This window comes from Bacillus sp. PS196 (genome assembly GCF_037963555.1).
Classification (GTDB): domain Bacteria; phylum Bacillota; class Bacilli; order Bacillales; family Bacillaceae; genus Bacillus; species Bacillus subtilis.
Window position 1 is genome coordinate 3,113,057 of record NZ_CP150159.1, and the last position, 18,068, is coordinate 3,131,124.

An 18,068-nucleotide genomic window follows, 5' to 3' on the forward strand; every position below is an offset into this window, starting at 1 on the left:
AAAAGAAAGCAGCAGATATGCCGCTTTCTTGTTTCATTATGATTCTATTTTAAATTTCTTCGTAATGTCCTGAAGTTCTTCCGCCATGTTTGCCAACGTTTCCGCTGAAGAGCTGATTTCTTCCATGGACGCAAGCTGTTCTTCCGCCGAAGCTGCGATATCCTGAATGCCTGCTGAGCTTTCTTTCGCCACTGCAGAAATATCTTCAACAGCACTTGACACTTCCTGTGATCCGGCTGACAGTTGTTCAACCGTCGCGTTCAAGTTTTGCAATTCGCCGGAAATTTGGGTTGTCATCTCATAGATTTGTTTAAAGCTTTCCGCTGTTTGATCCGTAATCTGCAAGCCTTCTTTCACTTCATGATTCACGGATTGGAACATTGAAAGTGAGGTGCTGATTTCCCTGACAATCTCTTGAATTAATCCTTCAATTTCCTTGGCGGAGTCTGCTGATTGTACAGCAAGTTTTCTAACCTCTTCCGCAACTACTGAGAAACCTCTTCCGTATTCTCCCGCTCTTGCCGCCTCAATCGCAGCATTTAATGCAAGCAGGTTGGTTTGATCAGCAATGCCATTAATCACATTCAAGATGCTTGTGATATCTTGCGATTTTGTTTCAAGGCCCTTCACAACCGCTTCCGCTTTTTGAACGGATTGGTCAATTGTTTTCATCTGGCCGACTGTATGCTCCACCAGCTTTTCTCCGCTACCCGCTGCCTCAGAGGACTGAATCGATGATTTCGTAATGGTTGAAGAGGCCTGAGCCACTTTTGAAATCCCCTCGTTCATTTGAGAAAGATGATTTGAGCTTGTTTCCAGTTTCTCGCTTTGTGCCTCGTTGCCATCTGAGAATTGTTCGATGGCAAGTGTAATATGTTCAGTTGCCTTGCTCGTTTGGGCTGCGCTTGCCGTCAGCTCCTCAGAAGATGAAGCAACGTTTTCTACAGACGTTTGAATAACGCCGATTACAGAACGCAATGATGCAGACATTTCATTAAAGCTTTCGCCAAGCTGGCCAAACTCGTTTTTCGAGTGAATGTCAATGACTTCTGTGAGATCTCCACTGCTGATTTTTGCAGACGTTGAGACAAGTTTTCTTAACGGCTTGGTGATGGCACGAATAATATAGAGTATGAGTATGCCGCCGATTACAATTGACACGCATAGAATGATAACCGCAGTGTTCAGCACCGGACTTGAAGCATCTTGCAATTCACTGACAAAATATGTGCCTGCGATTTTCCAGCCAGTCAGTTTATTTGTCGTAAAGGCCATTTTCTTTTCTTTGCCTTCGAATATATATTCAAATGAGCCTTCTTTTTTGGAATATACTTGGTTTGTCCAATCGCCGGATCCGGTTGTCCCCGGCTTAATGGTCGGATGGGCGATATATTTTTTGTTGCCAGTCGTAATAAATGCAAAGCCTTCTTTACCGATTTTGATTCTTTGTGATGCAGTAAGCACTTCATCCAGGTTTAAATCAAGCGCTATAACCCCTGAACCGTCTTTTAATTGTTTTGAAATTGTGACAACGATATCTCCTGTCGCTTCATCAGTATACGGTTCTGAGAAAACAGCTTGTCCTTTTTCCGCAACCGCCTGTTTGTACCAGTCACGTCCTGTCGGATCGAAACCTTTCGGAACACCGCTATCCGGATATTTATAAAGCTTCTTATCTTCTGAAGCAGCATAGATTGCGCCTACATCGTCGTTAAGTGTCGTGTACTGCTTAAATTTCTCTTTCAGTAATGTTTTGTTTTTGCCTAACAATATGTCTTTATCGACTGTCTCACTATAATAATCTATTGCTTTTACTTTATCTTCTAATTTATTTTGCAGCGTACTGTTTAGTTCTTCAACATTTCCCTTCGCACTGTTTATGAGCTCTCTGTCTAACGCGTTCCAAGCTGATTGATAACTGAAATATGCTAAAACCCCAACCGGCAAAATAAGCACTGCCAGAAACGCAGCGATTAGCGGTTTGCTGATCGATGGCTGTTTGATCCAATGTATGAATTTTCCCATTCTTGTTGACTCCTCCTTTAAGATAAATCTAATATCGTCAAACTAGGATAAAAGGTTTAATAAAAAAACTAAAAAAAACACCCAAGCGTAACAAGCTTGGGTGTTAAGGCTTATTATTCGATTTTGAATCGTTTGGTCATATCGCGAAGCTCTTCCGCCATAGACGAAAGGGTCTCTGCAGACGAGCTGATTTCTTCCATGGAAGCAAGCTGCTCTTCGGCTGACGCCGCGATATCTTGTATATGCGCTGAGCTTTCTTTTGAAATCGATGCAATGTGCTCAGACGCTCCCGAAACTTCTTCGGAGCTGGCAGAAAGCTGCTGAACCGTCGCACTCATATTTTGCAGTTCGCCGGCGATTTGGTTCGTCATTTCAGAAATGCGTTTGAAGCTCATTTCTGTTTTATCTGTGATGTCAAGTCCTGTCTGCACCTCTTGATTGACAGATTGGAACATGCCGAGTGATGTATTGATTTCCTTCACAATTTCGATGATTAATCCTTCAATCTCTTTTGCTGAATCTGCTGACTGTACTGCCAGTTTTCTTACTTCTTCCGCTACAACGGAGAAGCCGCGGCCGTACTCGCCTGCGCGCGCTGCTTCAATTGCTGCGTTTAAGGCAAGCAGGTTCGTCTGGTCTGCGATGCCGTTGATCACACGCAAAATGTTTGTAATATCTTTCGATTTCGTTTCCAATCCGCGTACGACTTGCTCCGCTTCTTTAACGGACTTGTCAATGACATTCATTTGGCCGACGGTTTGATGAACAAGCTTGCCGCCTTCACTTGCAATTTCTGTCGATTGAACAGATGAATCAGTGATCACTTCAGAAGCTTGAGCCATATTCGTCAACCCGTCATTCATTTGATAAATGTGCTCTGCTGCCGTTTCAATGTTTTCGTTTTGTTTTTCATTGCCGTTAGAAAATTGTTCAATCGCCAATGTAATGTGCTCTGTTGCCTTGCTCGTTTGCGCAGCTGATGCAGTGAGCTCCTCAGAGGAAGCGGCAACATTATCTACGGAATCCTGGATGGCGTGTATGAGAGAACGAAGTGACGACGCCATATTGTTAAAGCTTTTGCCAAGCTCGCCCAATTCATCTTTTGAACGGATATCAATGGTTTCCGTCAAATCTCCCTCGCTGATCCGCTTAGAGGAACCGACAAGCTGTTTCAGCGGTGTTGTAATCGACCGAATGATCAAAGTCATGACGATAATCCCTATGATAATAGCTGCGGCCAAGACAATTAAAGCAAGGTGTAGGACAGGCTGGGCTGCCTCATGGATTTCATCCAAATACATGGTGCCGCCGATCTTCCATCCCGTCAACTTGTTTGTATCAAAGGCCATTTTTTTCTTATCGCCATCCATGGTGTATTGAAAATCGCCTTTATCAGCACTCAGCATCTTATCGAGCCAGTCGCCTTTTAATTCAGTTCCTGATTTTTCATTCGGGTGTGCGACAACTTTTTTGTCCTTCGTCATGATAAATGCGTAGCCTTGTGTGCCGATGTTGACTTTTTTGGTTGTTTTCAGCAGATTTTCAATCGTCATGTTGATTGCGATAACGCCTGAACCATCTTTTGTCTGCTGGGCGATTGTCACAACCATCGTATTTGTCGACGCGGTTTTATAAGGATCTGTCACAACGACTTTTCCTTTATTCGCAACCGCTTTTTTGTACCAGTCGCGCTCAACCGGATTATAGCCGCTTGGCATCGGAAGATCCGGATAGCGGGTAAAGTGCCCTTTTGTGTCGCTTGTATAAATGGATTCTACATCCTTGTTAATGCTGATATATTGTGAGAATTTCTCTGCAATGCTTGCATTGCTTTTTGCATTGTATTTCTCTTTTGTCAGCCATTCGCTGAAATAATCAGCACTGTTTTCTTTTTCGCCGATGCTGGTGTTAATGATTTCGTTTAATTGCTGTACATTTTCCAATGCGCTCCCCATCATCTGTCTGTCGAGTGAGCTGCTAGCCGATTGATACGCAAAGATCGCCAATATAACAACCGGTATGATGAGGATCGACAGAAAGGAAACGAGAAGCTTCCGTGTAATTGATCTTTGTTTTATGAGTTGGAGTATTTTTTTCATCATTCATTTCTCCTTTTTTATGCTACCCTTCATATCGGCTGGAAATGGGTAAATATATACAGCAAAAAAGAAGAAATTTAACGAAAGTAACTAATTTCCCATAAATAAATAGTATTTTAGACCTATTATTTATCTACTTTAAATTGTTTTGTCAGATCACGGAGTTCTTCAGACATTCTTTCAAGCGTCAGTGCAGATGAACTAATCTCCTCCATGGAAGCCAGCTGTTCCTCAGCTGAAGCGGCGATATCTTGGATGCCATCCGAGCTTTCCTTAGAAATGGCTGTGATATCATTTGAAGCTGCGGAAATTTCTTGAGCTCCCGCTGACAGCTCCTCAACCGTTGCATTCATGTTTTGCAGCTCGGAAGCAATTTGATTGGTCATTTGCGATATATGTTTGAAGCTCTGTTTAGTTTCATCCGTCATGACAAGCCCTGTTTCAACTTCTTTGTTTACGGACTGAAGCACGTTCAGTGATGTGTGAATTTCTTTTACTATTTCACTGATCAGCGATTCAATTTCTTTTGCTGAGTCAGCCGACTGTACCGCGAGCTTTCTCACTTCCTCAGCGACGACTGAAAAGCCCCGGCCATATTCACCCGCTCTGGCCGCTTCAATGGCGGCATTTAAAGCCAAAAGATTGGTTTGATCCGCAATACCGTTGATGACACGCAAAATATTCGTGATATCCTTTGATTTGATCTCCAGCCCTTTCACCACTTGTTCCGCTGCTTTTACGGAATGGTCAATTGTGTTCATTTGGCCGGCTGTTTTCTGGACGAGTGTCTCCCCCTTGCTTGACACTTCGGTTGAATCTGCGGATGTTTCTGTAATCACTGCTGCAGCCCGCGCCAGCTCTGCCAATCCGTCATTCATTTCATTAATTTGTTCGGTTGTCGTTTCTATTTTCTCGCTTTGGCTTTCGCTGCCGTTTGAAAATTGCTCGATAGCCATCGTAATGTGTTCAGTGGCTCTGCTTGTCTGGTCTGCCGATGCAGTCAGCTCTTCGGACGATGAGGCAACGTGTTCTACTGAGTCTTTGATCCCCTGAATGAGCGAGCGAAGCGAGTGTGCCATATGATTGAAGCTCTCGCTCAGAACGCCGAGTTCATCTTTTGAATTGATTTCAATCGTTTCGGTTAGATCGCCTTCACTAATTTTTTCAGCGGATGCGACAATGCGTCTCAATGGCTTTGTGATGGATCGAATCACAAAATAAATCGCCGTCATTCCAGCTGCGATGGCAATCGCCAGAACGATTGAAGCCATGATCAGAACCCTGCTTGCAGCATCGTGAATCTCGTTTGCATACATCGTGCCGCTGATTTTCCAGCCTGTTGTTTCGCTTGTTGCAAATGCCATTTTTTTCTTTTTGCCTTTGTACGTATATTCAAAGTCCCCGCTTTTATCCTTGTAGAGCTTATCAACCCAGTCCCCTTTTAGCTCTGTTCCCGCTTTTTCTCCGGAGTAGGCGATGACTTTCTTGTTTTGGCTCAAAATAAAAGCATAGCCTTCTTTTCCGATATTGATTCCTTTCGCGGTAGTGACTAAGTCATCAATTTTCATATCAATGGCGACAACGCCTGACCCATCCACCGTTTGACGGGCGATGGTGACGACCATTTTTCCTGATGAAATCGATTCATAAGGCTCAGTGACAATTGTTTTGCCTTTATTGGCCATTGCTTCTTTGTACCAATCTCGTTCCAAAGCATTAAAGTCACTTGGCATGTCAGCGTACGGATAACGGGTGAATTCCCCGTCTTTGCCGCTTGAAAATACCGCAGCGACATTATCATTCATTTGGATAAATTGTTTAAATTCCTGTTTCAGCTCTGTTTTCTTTTTATCCTGAAATTTTTCTTCTGTAGCCCAATCGCTGAAATATGCGAGGCTTTTTTCAGTCGTGCTGATTTTATCATCAATGATGTGATCTAATATCTGAACATTTTCCTTTGCGCTTTGCGTCATCTGTACATCAAGTGAGGCAACTGCTGATTGATAAGCGCTAACCGAAAGGGCGGTTATCGGAACAATTAAGATCAGCAGGAAAGAAATAATAAGTCTCCTTGCAATTGATGATCTACGAATAGTGGTGAGTGTTTTTTTCATTTCCTTTTGAACCTTCTTTCAATAATTTACAAATTATATCGGCGGATCTTCCTTTAAATTACATTGAAAATGGAGGAAAAAATGAAAAATAGTTCTAAGTTCACCGTTTAAACTAGGACTTTATTATTGTTTACCATATAAAAAAACAGCGCTTTGATAGCGCTGTTTTTCGGTTTTTACTCGATTTTAAATTGTTTCGTCAGATCGCGAAGCTCTTCTGCCATCTGCGCAAGAGTCGTCGCTGAGGAACTGATTTCTTCCATGGAAGCAAGCTGTTCTTCAGCTGATGCGGCAATGTCCTGGATGCTTGCCGAGCTTTCTTTCGACACGTCTGCAATGCCGCTGACTGCTGCTGAAACATGCTGTGAACGGTCTGACAGCTGCTCGACGGTGGAATTCATCGTCTGCAGCTTGCCCGCGATTTCGTTTGTCATGCTGAAAATGCTCTGGAAGCTTTCTTTTGTATTGTCTGTGACAACAAGTCCGGACTGTACTTCCTGATTGACCTCTTTAAACATGTGAAGAGAGGTTTCGATTTCTGCGACGATTTCTTGGATCAGCTTTTCGATTTCTTTCGCTGAATCGGCTGATTGGACAGCCAGCTTGCGCACTTCCTCCGCTACGACAGAGAAGCCGCGTCCTGACTCTCCGGCACGCGCCGCTTCAATGGCTGCGTTTAGTGCAAGCAGATTTGTTTGGTCAGCGATTCCGTTGATGACTCTCAAAATGCTTGTGATGTCTTTTGATTTTCCTTCTAAGCCTTTGACAACAGCTTCAGCCTGCTGAACAGATTGATTAATCGAGTTCATTTGTCCGACTGTCTGCTGCACAAACTTCTCACCCGTTCCGGCGATTTCCGTTGATTGGATAGATGCCTTTGTAATATCTGACGATGTTTGTGAGACTTGCTGGAGTCCTTCATTCATTAAGTTCAGCTGATGAGAGCTGGATTCAACCTTTTCGCTTTGCTCCTCGTTTCCGTTTGAGAACTGCTCAATCGCCATCGTAATATGCTCGGTGGCTTTACTCGTCTGCCCGGCAGATGCGGTAAGCTGTTCGGAAGATGCGGCCACATTGTTCACCGAGTCCTGAATAGCGCTGATCAGAGAGCGGAGAGCTTGTCCCATTTCATTGAAGCTTTCCCCAAGCTCCCCAAGCTCATCCTTTGAATGGATTTCGATCGTTTCGGTCAGATCCCCCCTGCTGATCGTTTTCGATGATTGAACAAGACGTTTTAACGGTTTTGTAATCGAACGAACGATAAACAGAATTAAAATTCCGCCTGCCACAATGGAAGCAATCAGCACAATCATTCCTGTTGTCAGCACAGACTTTGAGGCATCCTTAATTTCATCCATATACATTGTGCCGGCTATTTTCCAACCAGTCAGTTCGTTTGTAGTATAGGTCATCTTTTTATCTTCGTTATTAAGAGTATACTGGAGTTCACCGCTGTCATTCGCATACATTTTGGCTACCCAGTCGCCTGAAAGCTTTTCTCCAGCCTTATGGTTCTTGTGGGCGACATAGGTTTTGTTTTTTGTTGCAATGAAAGCATAACCTTCTTTTCCGACCTTGATTTGTTTCATTTGTTCTAACAATTTATCAATGGTAATATCCATGGCGACAACGCCAGATCCGTCCTTCAGCTCCTGTGCAATGGTAATGACCATGCTTCCGTCACTCGCAGCCACGTAAGGATCTGTCACGACAATTTCACCGCCGGCCTTCATCGCATCCTGGTACCAAGGCCGTTGTCTCGGGTCGTATCCTTCCGGCAATTTTTCTTTTGGCGCTTGTACATAAGTGCCGTTATCTGCGCCCCCATAAATTCTGGCTACTCCTTGATTAATAGATACATATTGTGAAAATTTAGCTTTGATCTCTTCTTGATTCGATTTCCCTTTGAATGCGGACCTTTTAAGAGATTCACTGAAAAAGGTGACTGCTTTCGCTTTTTCTCCCAGATCATTTGTAACAGTTGTATTAAATGTATCGACACTGTTTTTCGCATTTCCCATAATTTCCCGATCCAGCTTTCCGCTGGCGCTTCGGTAAGAGCTAAATTCTAATATAAGAATAGGGATAATGAGAATCGCAATAAATGAGACGATTAATTTCTTTGAAATAGACGGTTTCTTAAGCCAATTGATAAAAGTCTTCATGTCCACTTGCTCCTTCAGGTTTGATACAGTATATATCGGCTGCTTAAAAAAGTTTTAAAATAAAAAATGGAAGAAGTTCTTTTTGGCAGTCTTCTGTCTTTTTAGCTTTCATTGCCCAAGCTCTTTGCATATCTTATATAAAACAAGGGGGGCTAAACATGATTATTGTATCAGGACAATTGCTCCGTCCCCAGGATATTGAAAATTGGCAGATTGATCAAAATCTGAATCCGCTGTTAAAAGAGATGATTGAGACGCCTGTTCAGTTTGATTATCATTCAATTGCTGAACTGATGTTTGAGCTTAAACTGCGGATGAATATTGTAGCAGCGGCAAAGACGCTGCACAAAAGCGGGGCGAAGTTTGCCACTTTTTTAAAAACATACGGGAATACAACGTATTGGAGGGTTTCACCGGAGGGCGCCTTGGAGCTGAAATACAGAATGCCGCCTTCAAAAGCGATTCGTGACATTGCTGAGAACGGCCCGTTTTATGCGTTTGAATGCGCAACCGCAATCGTTATCATTTATTACTTGGCCTTAATCGATACAATCGGAGAAGATAAATTCAATGCCAGCTTTGACAGAATTATTTTATATGACTGGCATTATGAGAAATTGCCGATCTATACGGAAACAGGACACCACTTTTTCCTTGGAGATTGTTTGTATTTTAAGAATCCTGAATTTGATCCGCAAAAAGCACAATGGAGAGGCGAAAATGTGATTTTACTGGGGGAAGATAAATATTTTGCCCATGGTCTTGGAATCTTAAACGGAAAGCAAATTATAGATAAGCTGAATTCTTTTAGGAAAAAAGGAGCCTTACAGTCAGCCTACCTTCTGTCTCAGGCGACCAGACTGGATGTTCCGTCTCTTTTCCGCATCGTCCGCTAAAAAGCCCCATCGCCTATTTTCCGGACGATGGGGTTTCAAATGCCTTTCGTTTTCGATAGAAGGGGGCTGTGCCGAAATATTGGTTCGCAGCCCACTCCATTTTTTCAAGGTCATTTCTTGTCACGATTGGATCCAGGCTGTTCCATTTGATAAAGCGGACAAAATAGTAGCCTTTGATAGGAACCATTGTAACTTTTGAGTGAGGCCAGCCTTCAAATACAAACTCAATTTTCCCTCTTTTTTTATAAGAGTATTGAAGAATGTTCATATCTGTCACCTCAGTTTATCAAGTTACGTTCGGCAAAGCTCGGTACGTTCACATCCATTGATTGACTATCCCTCATGCAGGCTTTCCTGAAAACAAAGGATGAGGCGCGTGTCTCTTTCCCGCGCTTTTTATTTCGCATATGGACGAATGCCAAGCGCGCCTTCATTCGATAAAGCCGCAGCGTGGGCGGGTGTGACAGGCCCTCCGGCTATCGGCGCTTGTTCAGCGATCATGCTTTTGTCATAAAAAACAGCCTATTATCCCATCATTTTGATATAGCATGTCCGGGTGCGAGGGCCGTCAAATTCGCAGAAATAAATGCCCTGCCACGTTCCAAGAATGAGCCGGCCGTTTTCCACAATGACATGCTGTGAAGCTCCGACTGTACTCGACTTCATGTGTGCAGCTGTATTGCCCTCCATATGGCGGTCCAGCTCATGTTCCCACGGATATACCTCATCAAACCTTCTGAGCATATCTTTTTTGACGTCCGGATCGGCATTTTCATTAATTGTAATGCCCGCAGTCGTATGCGGACAGTAAATCAGCGCTGCGCCGCTCGTTATACCTGTTTCTTGAAGAAACGCTTCCACCTCCCGGGTGATATCAATCATTTCATCTCGTTTGGTTGTTTTGATTTGCAGTGTTTTCAGCATTTGTTTCTCCTTTCGTTTGTCCGCTCTCATCGCTTAATTCGTTCTGTGTTCTTTTTTTTCCTGTTAAACCGCTCTCATAAACCCGTTAAAACAAAAAAACTCCAGTCTAAGGCTGGAGTTTAGCACCATAGATATATTCTTGCTTCATACGGCTTTAAGAGTACTGATGTCATATGCTGGTGCGGCTCTGCTTCAATATTTGACAAGACGAGTGCATCTGATGACAATGGCAATCCAGAGTGCTTGAACAACGCCGGTGTTCCTGTCAGATTGGCCGCAATCAGTGCAGTATGGCTCTCATTTTTCCGAAGATATGCAAAGATTTGCTGATCTTCCGGTAAAATGAGCTCGTATGTCCCGTTAATAAAAACATCATATGTTTGGCGCAGCTTGATCAAGCTTTTGTAAAAATGGTAAACGGATGTTTTATCGTTTTTTTGCGCCTCGGCATTCAGCCATTTGTAATTCTCATTGATTCCGATCCACGGTTTGGCCTCAGAAAATCCGGCGTATGGACCAGCATTCCATTGCATCGGCGTTCGCGAATTGTCTCTTCCCTTTTTCCAGACAATCTTCATCACATCCTCGTGTGATGTGCCTTTCGCTGTTTTTGTTTCATACAGGCGTTTCATTGCGACATCATCATAGTCCTCAATAGAGGGAAAAGCCACGTTCGTCATCCCGAGTTCCTGTCCCTGATAAATAAACGGTGTGCCTTTCATGAGAAAATAAACAGCGGAAAGCGCTTTTGCACTTTCTTTCAGGTACACTCCGTCGTCTCCCCACACAGAAACTGAACGGGGCTGGTCGTGATTCTCCATAAACAAAGCATTCCAGCCGATCCCTTCCAGACTGTCCTGCCAGTCAGTTAAAATTCGTTTAAATGCAACGATATCAATACTTTCATTGATCTCTACATCCCACAGGCCGAGATGCTCAAATTGAAAAATCATGCTGAATATGCCGTTTTTTTCTCCAGCCCAATCAGCTGCTTCTTTTGCAGCGACGCCGTTTGCTTCACCAACTGTCATAATCGGATAGCGGGAAAATGTGTTTTCCTTCAGATCTGTTAAAAAATCCATAATACCGTCAGCATTCATATGATAAGGAAAGGAAGGGACATAGTCCAGCCCCTTTGGATTCGGCATGTCGGGAAACCCTTCTTTTTTCTTAATATGCGTAATGGCATCCACCCGAAATCCGTCAATTCCTTTATCAAGCCACCAATTGATCATGTCATAAACAGCATTCCTCACCTTTTCATTTTCCCAATTCAAATCAGGCTGTTTTTTATCAAAAAGGTGCAGATAATACTGGCTTGTCTTTTGATCATACTCCCAAGCCGGCCCGCCGAAAATGCTTTCCCAATTGTTGGGCGTTTTTCCGTTTTTGCCGTCTTTCCAAATATACCAGTCGCGCTTTTCCGAGTGTATGGATGAACGGGATTCTATGAACCATGGATGTTCGTCGCTTGTGTGGTTCACAACGAGATCCATAATCAGCTTCATATCCAGATCATGAATGTCACCAAGCAGCTCGTCAAAGTCTTCCATCGTGCCAAACTCGCTTAATATGTTTTGATAATCCCGGATATCATAGCCATTATCGGCATTCGGTGAATCATACAGCGGGCAAATCCATATGACGTCAGCGCCCAGCTCTTTTATGTAAGAAAGCTTGGATCTGATTCCTTGAATATCCCCGATTCCATCGCCATTTGAATCTTTAAAACTGCGGGGGTAAATTTGATAAACAACGGCTTCCTTCCACCAAGCCTTTTTCATACAGCCACTCCTTCCCAGTGTCCATCTTATATATCCTATGTAGAAAAAAGGCTTTACAGCATTGCTTTTTAAGAAATGACTTGATGACACAAAAAACAGCCGTTCGTTCCCCGGCTGTTTTTTATTAAAAATTAGTTTTTTTAATTTCTACAAAACGGATGTGATGATCTTCGGCGTCGAGGATTTTAAATTCACAGCCCTCCGCGTGTATCACATCTCCTGCTTTCAGCTCCATTTTTTGCGTTAGAAGCCAGCCTGCAATCGTATCAATTTCTTCATTTTCAATCGCAATGTCGAGAAGGTCATTCACTTCGTCTATTAGCGCTTTTCCATCCATCACATAATGGTGCTCGCCCTTTTTCAGGATGTGCGGTGTTTCATCCTGATCATACTCATCGCGGATTTCCCCGACGATTTCCTCTATAATATCCTCTACAGTGACAAGCCCCGCCGTTCCCCCGTATTCATCGACGAGAATCGCCATGTGAATCCGCTCCTTCTGCATGCGGATTAAAAGCTGTTGAACAGGAATGCTTTCAATGACTCTGATAACGGGCCTCATGATTTGCTCCAGCTTTATCGGCTGGCCGAGAAAATAAGCTTTAAACATATCTTTGCTGTTGATGATCCCTAAAATATGATCCTTGTCATCTTTGATGACAGGGTAGCGCGTATACCGTTCATTAATGATGTGATGAATTGCCTCTTCAAGCGACTGCTCCAGAGAGATAACCGCAATTTCTGTCCGCGGAATCATAATCTCTCTCGCTACCCGGTTGTCAAATTCAAAAATCTTATTTACATAGCGGAATTCAGACTGATTGATTTCTCCCTTTTCATAGCTTTCAGAAAGGATCAGCCTTAGTTCCTCTTCGCTGATGACAACCTCATGCTCCTTTACTGAATGAAAGCCAAACAATTTCACAAGAAAGCTTGCAGAGCCGTTTAATGCCTTAATAAACGGGTACGTGATTTTATAAAACCAGATCAGCGGCTTTGCAATCCATAAGCTTACAGCTTCAGCTTTTTGAATAGAAACCGTTTTCGGGGCAAGCTCCCCCATCACCACATGCAAAAAAGTGACGATGATAAATGCAACTACAAATGTGACAATGTGGTTAAACGGTTCCGGCATGCCTGTCATTGTAAATAAGGGATGAAGAAAACGTTCAAATGTAGGTTCACCAAGCCATCCAAGGCCGAGGGCTGTAATCGTAATCCCGAGCTGGCAGGCTGATAAATACTCGTCAAGATTGGAGATGATTTTATGTGCGGCTAGTGCTCGGCTGTCACCGCTTTCGATGAGCTGATTGATTTTTGAACCTCTGATTTTGACGATCGCAAATTCCGCTGCAACGAAAACAGCCGTAATGCCAATCAAAACAAAAATGGCGATCAATTGTAAAATAAGCAAAAAAAGCCCTTACCATAAATGGTAAGGGGCCACCTCCTTAACGTTAATTCTCATCACGACCGTTTAAGAAAATCATCACAAAACGAAGTAGTTCAAACAGGGAAACCAGGGCGGCGGCCACATACGTTAAGGCAGCAGCGCTCAGCACTTTATTTACCCCATTTTCTTCATTGTTTCGGATGAATCCTTCTGACACAATAATCTGCTTCGCGCGTGAGCTTGCATTGAATTCGACAGGCAATGTAATCAGCTGGAAAAAGACTGCCGCTGAAAACAGTATGATGCCAAGCCCGATCAAATTCAGGCTGCCGAGAAGCATGCCCCCTAAGAAAAGCAAAGGAGCTACACCGGATGCAAAATTCACGACTGGGAAGATTTTATGTCTCAGCACAAGCGCACCATATGACTCCTGATGCTGCAAGGCATGTCCGACTTCATGGGAAGCTACGGATATGGCGGAAATTGAGCGGCCGTAATAGACCGGCTCAGATAAACGCACTACCCGTCTTGTCGGGTCGTAATGGTCTGTTAAAGTGCCTCTTACCGGTTCGACCGGCACGTCGTAAAGACCGTTTATATCTAAAATCCGTCTTGCCGTTTCTGCCCCTGTACGTCCGCTTGAGGCTTCCACTTTTGAATATTTTTCAAAGTTGCTCTTTACTTTAAATTGTGCCCAAAACGACAATCCCAATGCGGCTATTGTTAAAAATATAAACAGCATTTTTTCATCATCCTTTTTCCATGATCATTTCTCTATTACGATTATTTTAATGAGTTTTCTTTCCCGTGTACAGAAATGCGCTTTTTCTTCCGGCTTGGAGCACACAATCCAATCAGCAAAAAGAACAGGCCTGCTGAAAACAAATAAAAGGCGAAACTGCCGGCCAGTTCTTTCAGAAAATGAAGCCAGGAGAAGCTTCCGGAAAAGTGATTATATGAATTCAAATCGAAAATAAACAAAATCACCGCGGATGCCGCCAGCTGCGTACCGATTAAAACCACGATCGTTCTTTGAAAGATCGTCATCTTTTTCATCCTTTTTGTTTTAGTTTATGGAGAAATCCGGTTTTATATGTTTTGTACATTTTTTGAAAAACATCACCGGAAGTGGGACATACTGTTAGAAAAAAGCACGGGTGTGATGGAAACTATGAAAGTGACGAGTGAGGAAAAGGAACAGCTGAGCACAGCAATCGACCGAATGAATGAAGGACTGGACGCGTTTATCCAGCTGTATAATGAATCGGAAATTGATGAACCGCTTATTCAGCTTGATGATGATACAGCCGAGTTAATGAAGCAGGCCCGAGATAAGTACGGCCAGGAAAAGCTAAATGAGAAATTAAATACAATTATTAAACAGATTTTATCCATCTCAGTATCTGAAGAAGGAGAAAAAGAATGAAATCAAATCGGATATTTATTTCATGGCTCAGGTGGCCGTTATTTATCCGAATCGGGGTTATTATTTTATGTCTGATTCTTTTGTTCGGCCAAATCATTTATATACTTGAGCCTAAGCAGTTCACTTCGGTATTCGAAGGTATTTGGTGGGCTGTCGTTACGGTTTCTACAGTCGGTTATGGAGACTATGTGCCGCACACGCCGCTGGGACAGGCAGCCGGAATACTGCTGATTTTGAGCGGAGCAAGCTTTGTAACAGCATATTTCGCTACGTTATCAGCGGCCGCATTCAGCAGACAGCATCGCTACATCGAAGGAAAAGTTGCTTACAAAGGCCGGGACCACATCATTCTGATCGGGTGGAATGAAAAAACAAACCGGCTTTTGAAGGACCTTCAGCTTGCCGCCCCTTCCAAAACAGTCGTACTAATCGATGAATCCTTAACAGAAGGCCCGCTTATTGAAAACGTTCATTTCATACGCGGGCACGCTGCCGATGATGGGACACTGAAACGGGCCAATATTACTGAAGCGGAATCAGTGATGATTACTGCCGATCAGTATAAAAGTGAAACTGATGCTGATATGCTGTCAGTGCTGACTCTTTTATCTGTTAAAGGGCTTAATCCCCTTGCTTATTGCATCGTCGAGATTTTGACTGACCGTTTTGTCACCAATGCGGAACGGGCAGGCGCAAACCAAATCATCGGAACTTCAGAATTTATCAGCCGGGCGATGCTGCAGCATTACCAAGTCAAGTTACGGCCGTCTAAACAGCAGAACGGAATCAAGCTGACACTTGATCAGCACGTGGAGCTTCTTGCTGTTCCTGACGAACTAAAGGGAGCGGCTTACAAAACCTGTGTTCTCTATTTCCTTGATCACAACACAACAATTATAGGCGTACAAAAAAAGGAGGGGCCGATGCTTTCCCCTCCTCTTACATACAAGGTGCTCGAAACAGATCAATTCCTTGCCATCTAGTGTAACAGAACATCCTCCAATTCTTTCACGAGAGAGGCGCCGATATCCAAAAATGCCGGATCAATTTCCGCGTCCCGCCTTTCCGGTTCGGAAAATTGATTAAACAGTGATTGGAAAGGCCCTCCCTCGGCGTGATCGTCAACATCCGCCTGAAACACCTGTCTCAGCATAAATGGCGTTCCGATCCGGACGGCCGCCCCTCGTTCATCGAGACTGCCCTGTACCGAATTGACGGGAATTCTTAAAAATAAATAGCCGTCTCTATCATCAATTTTATAATCAAAGTAGCCATGATCGTATTCCCAGCCGCCGTTTATCACATAACCGAGCGGCTTCATCACTTGTTCCAGTTCTTGAAGCAGAAAAGACTGCCCATCTATCGCGGAAGGTATTGGTATCATCAGAATGCCCCTTTTTTCACTTATCCTGTCCTGCCGAACAAGACTTCATTCAGAGGCACCTACATGGAAATCGTTGTTTCTTTCGCGCGGCCAACAGAAAAGAAAGCGCATTCAATTAAGAAGTAAACAGCCATTGCCGCTGCAAGCCATACAGCTGAATCCCAAGACACATAAACAACCGTTGCATAGAGTCCTAATTTAGTGAAAAGAGTATGGGTTCGTTTTAAATGCAAAATCCGATGTACTGCATCGGTAAAAAGGGCAAGCGGCAAACCAATGAGAAGAAAGGCGTGGATGAAAAAATGTGAAAGCGTGCCGCCAAAGCTTGAAGAAAACTCTGTATACACGGCATCAAAGGAGATAAGGAAACTTAAAATAGCTGCAGAAAAACCGGCAATGATGAGATGTTTAACCAATTGTTTCATGAACATCAGCACCCTTTCTGATTTTATAAAAAGCCGACCGGCAAATGCCAGTCAGCTTTCTCACATTAATCTTCCAGACGTTTTTCAAGCTCTGCTTTTTTCTCTTCAAAGCCAGGTTTGCCGAGTAACGCAAACATATTGACTTTATACGCTTCTACACCAGGCTGGTCAAACGGATTGACGCCAAGGAGGTAACCGCTCATCGCGCAGGCTTTTTCGAAGAAATATACAAGGTATCCAAAAGTATATGCATTCAGCTCAGGAATGTTAACGATTAAGTTCGGAACATTTCCGTCTGTATGGGCAAGCATTGTACCTTGGAATGCTTTTTTGTTAACGAAATCAACAGTTTTACCGGCTAAATAGTTCAAGCCGTCAAGATCGTTATCCGCTTCCTCAATTGTCAGTTCATGTTTAGGCTTCTCTACGTTCAGGACCGTTTCGAATAAATCTCTGCGGCCTTCTTGTACATACTGGCCTAAAGAATGAAGGTCTGTTGAATAGTTCGCTGAAGAAGGATAAATGCCCTTCTCATCTTTCCCTTCGCTTTCTCCGAACAGCTGCTTCCACCATTCCGCAAAGTATTGAAGCGCCGGTTCGTAGTTGATGAGCATTTCAATTGTTTTGCCCTTATTATAAAGGACATTGCGAACAACCGCATATTGGTATGCTGGGTTATCTTCCAGTTCAGATGTTGCAAAATCTTTGCTCGCATCCAGGGCGCCTTTCATCATGTCATCAATGTTGACGCCGCTGACAGCAATCGGCAAGAGACCTACAGCTGTTAAAACTGAATAACGGCCACCGACATCGTCAGGAATAACAAATGATTCGAAGCCTTCTTCGTTAGAAAGCGTTTTTAATGCGCCGCGCTCTTTATCAGTTGTTGCATAAATCCGCGCTTTCGCTTCTTCTTTACCGTATTTCTCTTCAAGAAGCTTGCGGAAAATACGGAAAGCGATTGCAGGTTCAGTTGTCGTACCTGATTTAGAAATCACATTAATAGAGAAGTCAACATCTTCAAGAAGATCCATGACGTCTCTCATATAAGATGAACTGATGTTGTTCCCGATAAAAATGACTTGCGGATTACCGCGTTTTGCTTTTGGCAAAGTGTTATAAAACGCGTGATTCAGCGCTTCAATCGCTGCCCGCGCTCCAAGATAAGAACCGCCAATGCCGACAACAAGCAAGACATCAGAGTCAGATTTGATTTTTTCCGCGCTTTTTTTGATGCGCGCGAATTCTTCTTTATCATAATGTTCAGGGAGGTCCACCCAGCCTAGAAAATCGCTGCCCGCGCCTGTTTTTTCATGGATATTATGGTGTGCTGTTTTTACAAAGTCCCGCAGATATGTAAGTTCATGTTCGTTGAAGAAAGTCAACGCTTTTGAGTAGTCAAAGCGTACATGCGTCATTGCTTGTCCCTCCAT

The 18,068-nt window shown here is 43.5% G+C and carries 16 protein-coding genes and 1 pseudogene; 3 read left to right on the forward strand and 14 right to left on the reverse strand.

Annotation, left to right across the window (positions count from 1 at the left end):
• Nucleotides 1-36: 36 nt before the first annotated feature.
• From tlpB to mcpB, 4 genes are all read right to left on the reverse strand, one after another.
• Entirely contained in the window at nucleotides 37-2,025 is a 1,989-nt protein-coding gene (gene tlpB, locus NST79_RS16275) for a methyl-accepting chemotaxis protein TlpB (protein WP_003228913.1), read from the reverse strand.
• 113 nt (nucleotides 2,026-2,138) lie between these two features.
• The gene (gene mcpA / locus NST79_RS16280; RefSeq protein ID WP_029318506.1) at nucleotides 2,139-4,124 is read right to left on the reverse strand and encodes a methyl-accepting chemotaxis protein; all 1,986 of its coding nucleotides are present in this window, start codon (nucleotides 4,122-4,124) and stop codon (nucleotides 2,139-2,141) included.
• A gap of 125 nt (nucleotides 4,125-4,249) precedes the next feature.
• Nucleotides 4,250-6,238, reverse strand: a complete 1,989-nt coding sequence (tlpA, locus tag NST79_RS16285; protein WP_046160785.1) for a methyl-accepting chemotaxis protein TlpA — start codon at nucleotides 6,236-6,238, stop codon at nucleotides 4,250-4,252.
• 176 nt (nucleotides 6,239-6,414) lie between these two features.
• Nucleotides 6,415-8,403 carry a methyl-accepting chemotaxis protein gene (gene mcpB / locus NST79_RS16290; RefSeq protein WP_212059017.1) on the reverse strand — a complete coding sequence of 663 codons (1,989 nt, stop codon included), beginning with the start codon at nucleotides 8,401-8,403 and terminating at the stop codon, nucleotides 6,415-6,417.
• A gap of 158 nt (nucleotides 8,404-8,561) precedes the next feature.
• On the opposite strand from mcpB, the gene NST79_RS16295 reads away from it, so the two are divergent.
• Complete coding sequence (locus NST79_RS16295) at nucleotides 8,562-9,299, forward strand: protein-glutamine gamma-glutamyltransferase (protein WP_003228904.1); 738 nt, start codon at nucleotides 8,562-8,564, stop codon at nucleotides 9,297-9,299.
• A 13-nt stretch (nucleotides 9,300-9,312) separates the two neighbouring features.
• Here NST79_RS16295 and NST79_RS16300 read toward each other — a convergent pair whose 3' ends face one another.
• The 7 genes and pseudogenes from NST79_RS16300 to NST79_RS16330 all read right to left on the reverse strand — a co-directional run bounded on the left by NST79_RS16300 (nucleotide 9,313) and on the right by NST79_RS16330 (nucleotide 14,447).
• Nucleotides 9,313-9,567, reverse strand: coding sequence for a hypothetical protein (locus tag NST79_RS16300; protein WP_212059015.1), 255 nt, complete (start codon nucleotides 9,565-9,567; stop codon nucleotides 9,313-9,315).
• A gap of 257 nt (nucleotides 9,568-9,824) precedes the next feature.
• Nucleotides 9,825-10,223: a secondary thiamine-phosphate synthase enzyme YjbQ gene (locus tag NST79_RS16305; RefSeq protein WP_003243483.1), complete on the reverse strand. Its 399-nt coding sequence runs from the start codon at nucleotides 10,221-10,223 to the stop codon at nucleotides 9,825-9,827.
• A pseudogene (locus NST79_RS16310) lies at nucleotides 10,183-10,317 on the reverse strand (hypothetical protein). Before NST79_RS16310 ends, NST79_RS16305 begins: the two are co-directional and overlap by 41 nt.
• Before the next feature lie 25 nt (nucleotides 10,318-10,342).
• The gene (locus NST79_RS16315) at nucleotides 10,343-12,007 is read right to left on the reverse strand and encodes an alpha-glucosidase (RefSeq protein ID WP_212059013.1); all 1,665 of its coding nucleotides are present in this window, start codon (nucleotides 12,005-12,007) and stop codon (nucleotides 10,343-10,345) included.
• Between the two features lie 124 nt (nucleotides 12,008-12,131).
• Entirely contained in the window at nucleotides 12,132-13,421 is a 1,290-nt protein-coding gene (locus tag NST79_RS16320) for a hemolysin family protein (protein WP_212059011.1), read from the reverse strand.
• Between the two features lie 43 nt (nucleotides 13,422-13,464).
• Nucleotides 13,465-14,142 (reverse strand): zinc metallopeptidase, encoded by a 678-nt coding sequence (locus tag NST79_RS16325; RefSeq protein ID WP_003228889.1) that lies wholly within the window; start codon nucleotides 14,140-14,142, stop codon nucleotides 13,465-13,467.
• Between the two features lie 41 nt (nucleotides 14,143-14,183).
• Nucleotides 14,184-14,447, reverse strand: a complete 264-nt coding sequence (locus NST79_RS16330; RefSeq protein ID WP_015483620.1) for a membrane protein — start codon at nucleotides 14,445-14,447, stop codon at nucleotides 14,184-14,186.
• Nucleotides 14,448-14,493: 46 nt separating this feature from the next.
• Here NST79_RS16330 and mstX point away from each other — a divergent pair, with 46 nt between their 5' ends.
• Nucleotides 14,494-14,826, forward strand: coding sequence for a biofilm formation protein MstX (gene mstX / locus NST79_RS16335; protein ID WP_212059009.1), 333 nt, complete (start codon nucleotides 14,494-14,496; stop codon nucleotides 14,824-14,826).
• Nucleotides 14,823-15,809 (forward strand): potassium channel protein KbfO, encoded by a 987-nt coding sequence (kbfO, locus tag NST79_RS16340; RefSeq protein WP_003228881.1) that lies wholly within the window; start codon nucleotides 14,823-14,825, stop codon nucleotides 15,807-15,809. The genes mstX and kbfO overlap by 4 nt, the downstream gene beginning before the upstream one ends.
• Here kbfO and NST79_RS16345 read toward each other — a convergent pair.
• From NST79_RS16345 to NST79_RS16355, 3 genes are read right to left on the reverse strand one after another with little or no spacing between them, the layout of a single operon-like run.
• On the reverse strand, nucleotides 15,806-16,210 hold the full coding sequence (locus NST79_RS16345) for a YugN-like family protein (RefSeq protein WP_029318502.1): 405 nt from the start codon (nucleotides 16,208-16,210) through the stop codon (nucleotides 15,806-15,808). The genes kbfO and NST79_RS16345 overlap by 4 nt on opposite strands.
• Before the next feature lie 59 nt (nucleotides 16,211-16,269).
• A complete protein-coding gene (locus NST79_RS16350) occupies nucleotides 16,270-16,641 on the reverse strand; it encodes a hypothetical protein (protein WP_015251349.1) in 372 nt (123 codons plus the stop codon).
• A gap of 59 nt (nucleotides 16,642-16,700) precedes the next feature.
• Nucleotides 16,701-18,053, reverse strand: coding sequence for a glucose-6-phosphate isomerase (locus tag NST79_RS16355; RefSeq protein ID WP_003243401.1), 1,353 nt, complete (start codon nucleotides 18,051-18,053; stop codon nucleotides 16,701-16,703).
• Nucleotides 18,054-18,068 lie beyond the last annotated feature (15 nt).

Bases quoted from the DNA above. Each gene is read 5' to 3' on its own strand.
- tlpB (WP_003228913.1), bottom strand. From the start codon at position 2,025: ATGGGAAAATTCATACATTGGATCAAACAGCCATCGATCAGCAAACCG.
- mcpA (WP_029318506.1), bottom strand. From the start codon at position 4,124: ATGAAAAAAATACTCCAACTCATAAAACAAAGATCAATTACACGGAAG.
- tlpA (WP_046160785.1), bottom strand. From the start codon at position 6,238: ATGAAAAAAACACTCACCACTATTCGTAGATCATCAATTGCAAGGAGA.
- mcpB (WP_212059017.1), bottom strand. From the start codon at position 8,403: ATGAAGACTTTTATCAATTGGCTTAAGAAACCGTCTATTTCAAAGAAA.
- NST79_RS16295 (WP_003228904.1), top strand. From the start codon at position 8,562: ATGATTATTGTATCAGGACAATTGCTCCGTCCCCAGGATATTGAAAAT.
- NST79_RS16300 (WP_212059015.1), bottom strand. From the start codon at position 9,567: ATGAACATTCTTCAATACTCTTATAAAAAAAGAGGGAAAATTGAGTTT.
- NST79_RS16305 (WP_003243483.1), bottom strand. From the start codon at position 10,223: ATGCTGAAAACACTGCAAATCAAAACAACCAAACGAGATGAAATGATT.
- NST79_RS16315 (WP_212059013.1), bottom strand. From the start codon at position 12,007: ATGAAAAAGGCTTGGTGGAAGGAAGCCGTTGTTTATCAAATTTACCCC.
- NST79_RS16325 (WP_003228889.1), bottom strand. From the start codon at position 14,142: ATGCTGTTTATATTTTTAACAATAGCCGCATTGGGATTGTCGTTTTGG.
- NST79_RS16330 (WP_015483620.1), bottom strand. From the start codon at position 14,447: ATGACGATCTTTCAAAGAACGATCGTGGTTTTAATCGGTACGCAGCTG.
- mstX (WP_212059009.1), top strand. From the start codon at position 14,494: ATGTTTTGTACATTTTTTGAAAAACATCACCGGAAGTGGGACATACTG.
- kbfO (WP_003228881.1), top strand. From the start codon at position 14,823: ATGAAATCAAATCGGATATTTATTTCATGGCTCAGGTGGCCGTTATTT.
- NST79_RS16345 (WP_029318502.1), bottom strand. From the start codon at position 16,210: ATGATACCAATACCTTCCGCGATAGATGGGCAGTCTTTTCTGCTTCAA.
- NST79_RS16350 (WP_015251349.1), bottom strand. From the start codon at position 16,641: ATGTTCATGAAACAATTGGTTAAACATCTCATCATTGCCGGTTTTTCT.
- NST79_RS16355 (WP_003243401.1), bottom strand. From the start codon at position 18,053: ATGACGCATGTACGCTTTGACTACTCAAAAGCGTTGACTTTCTTCAAC.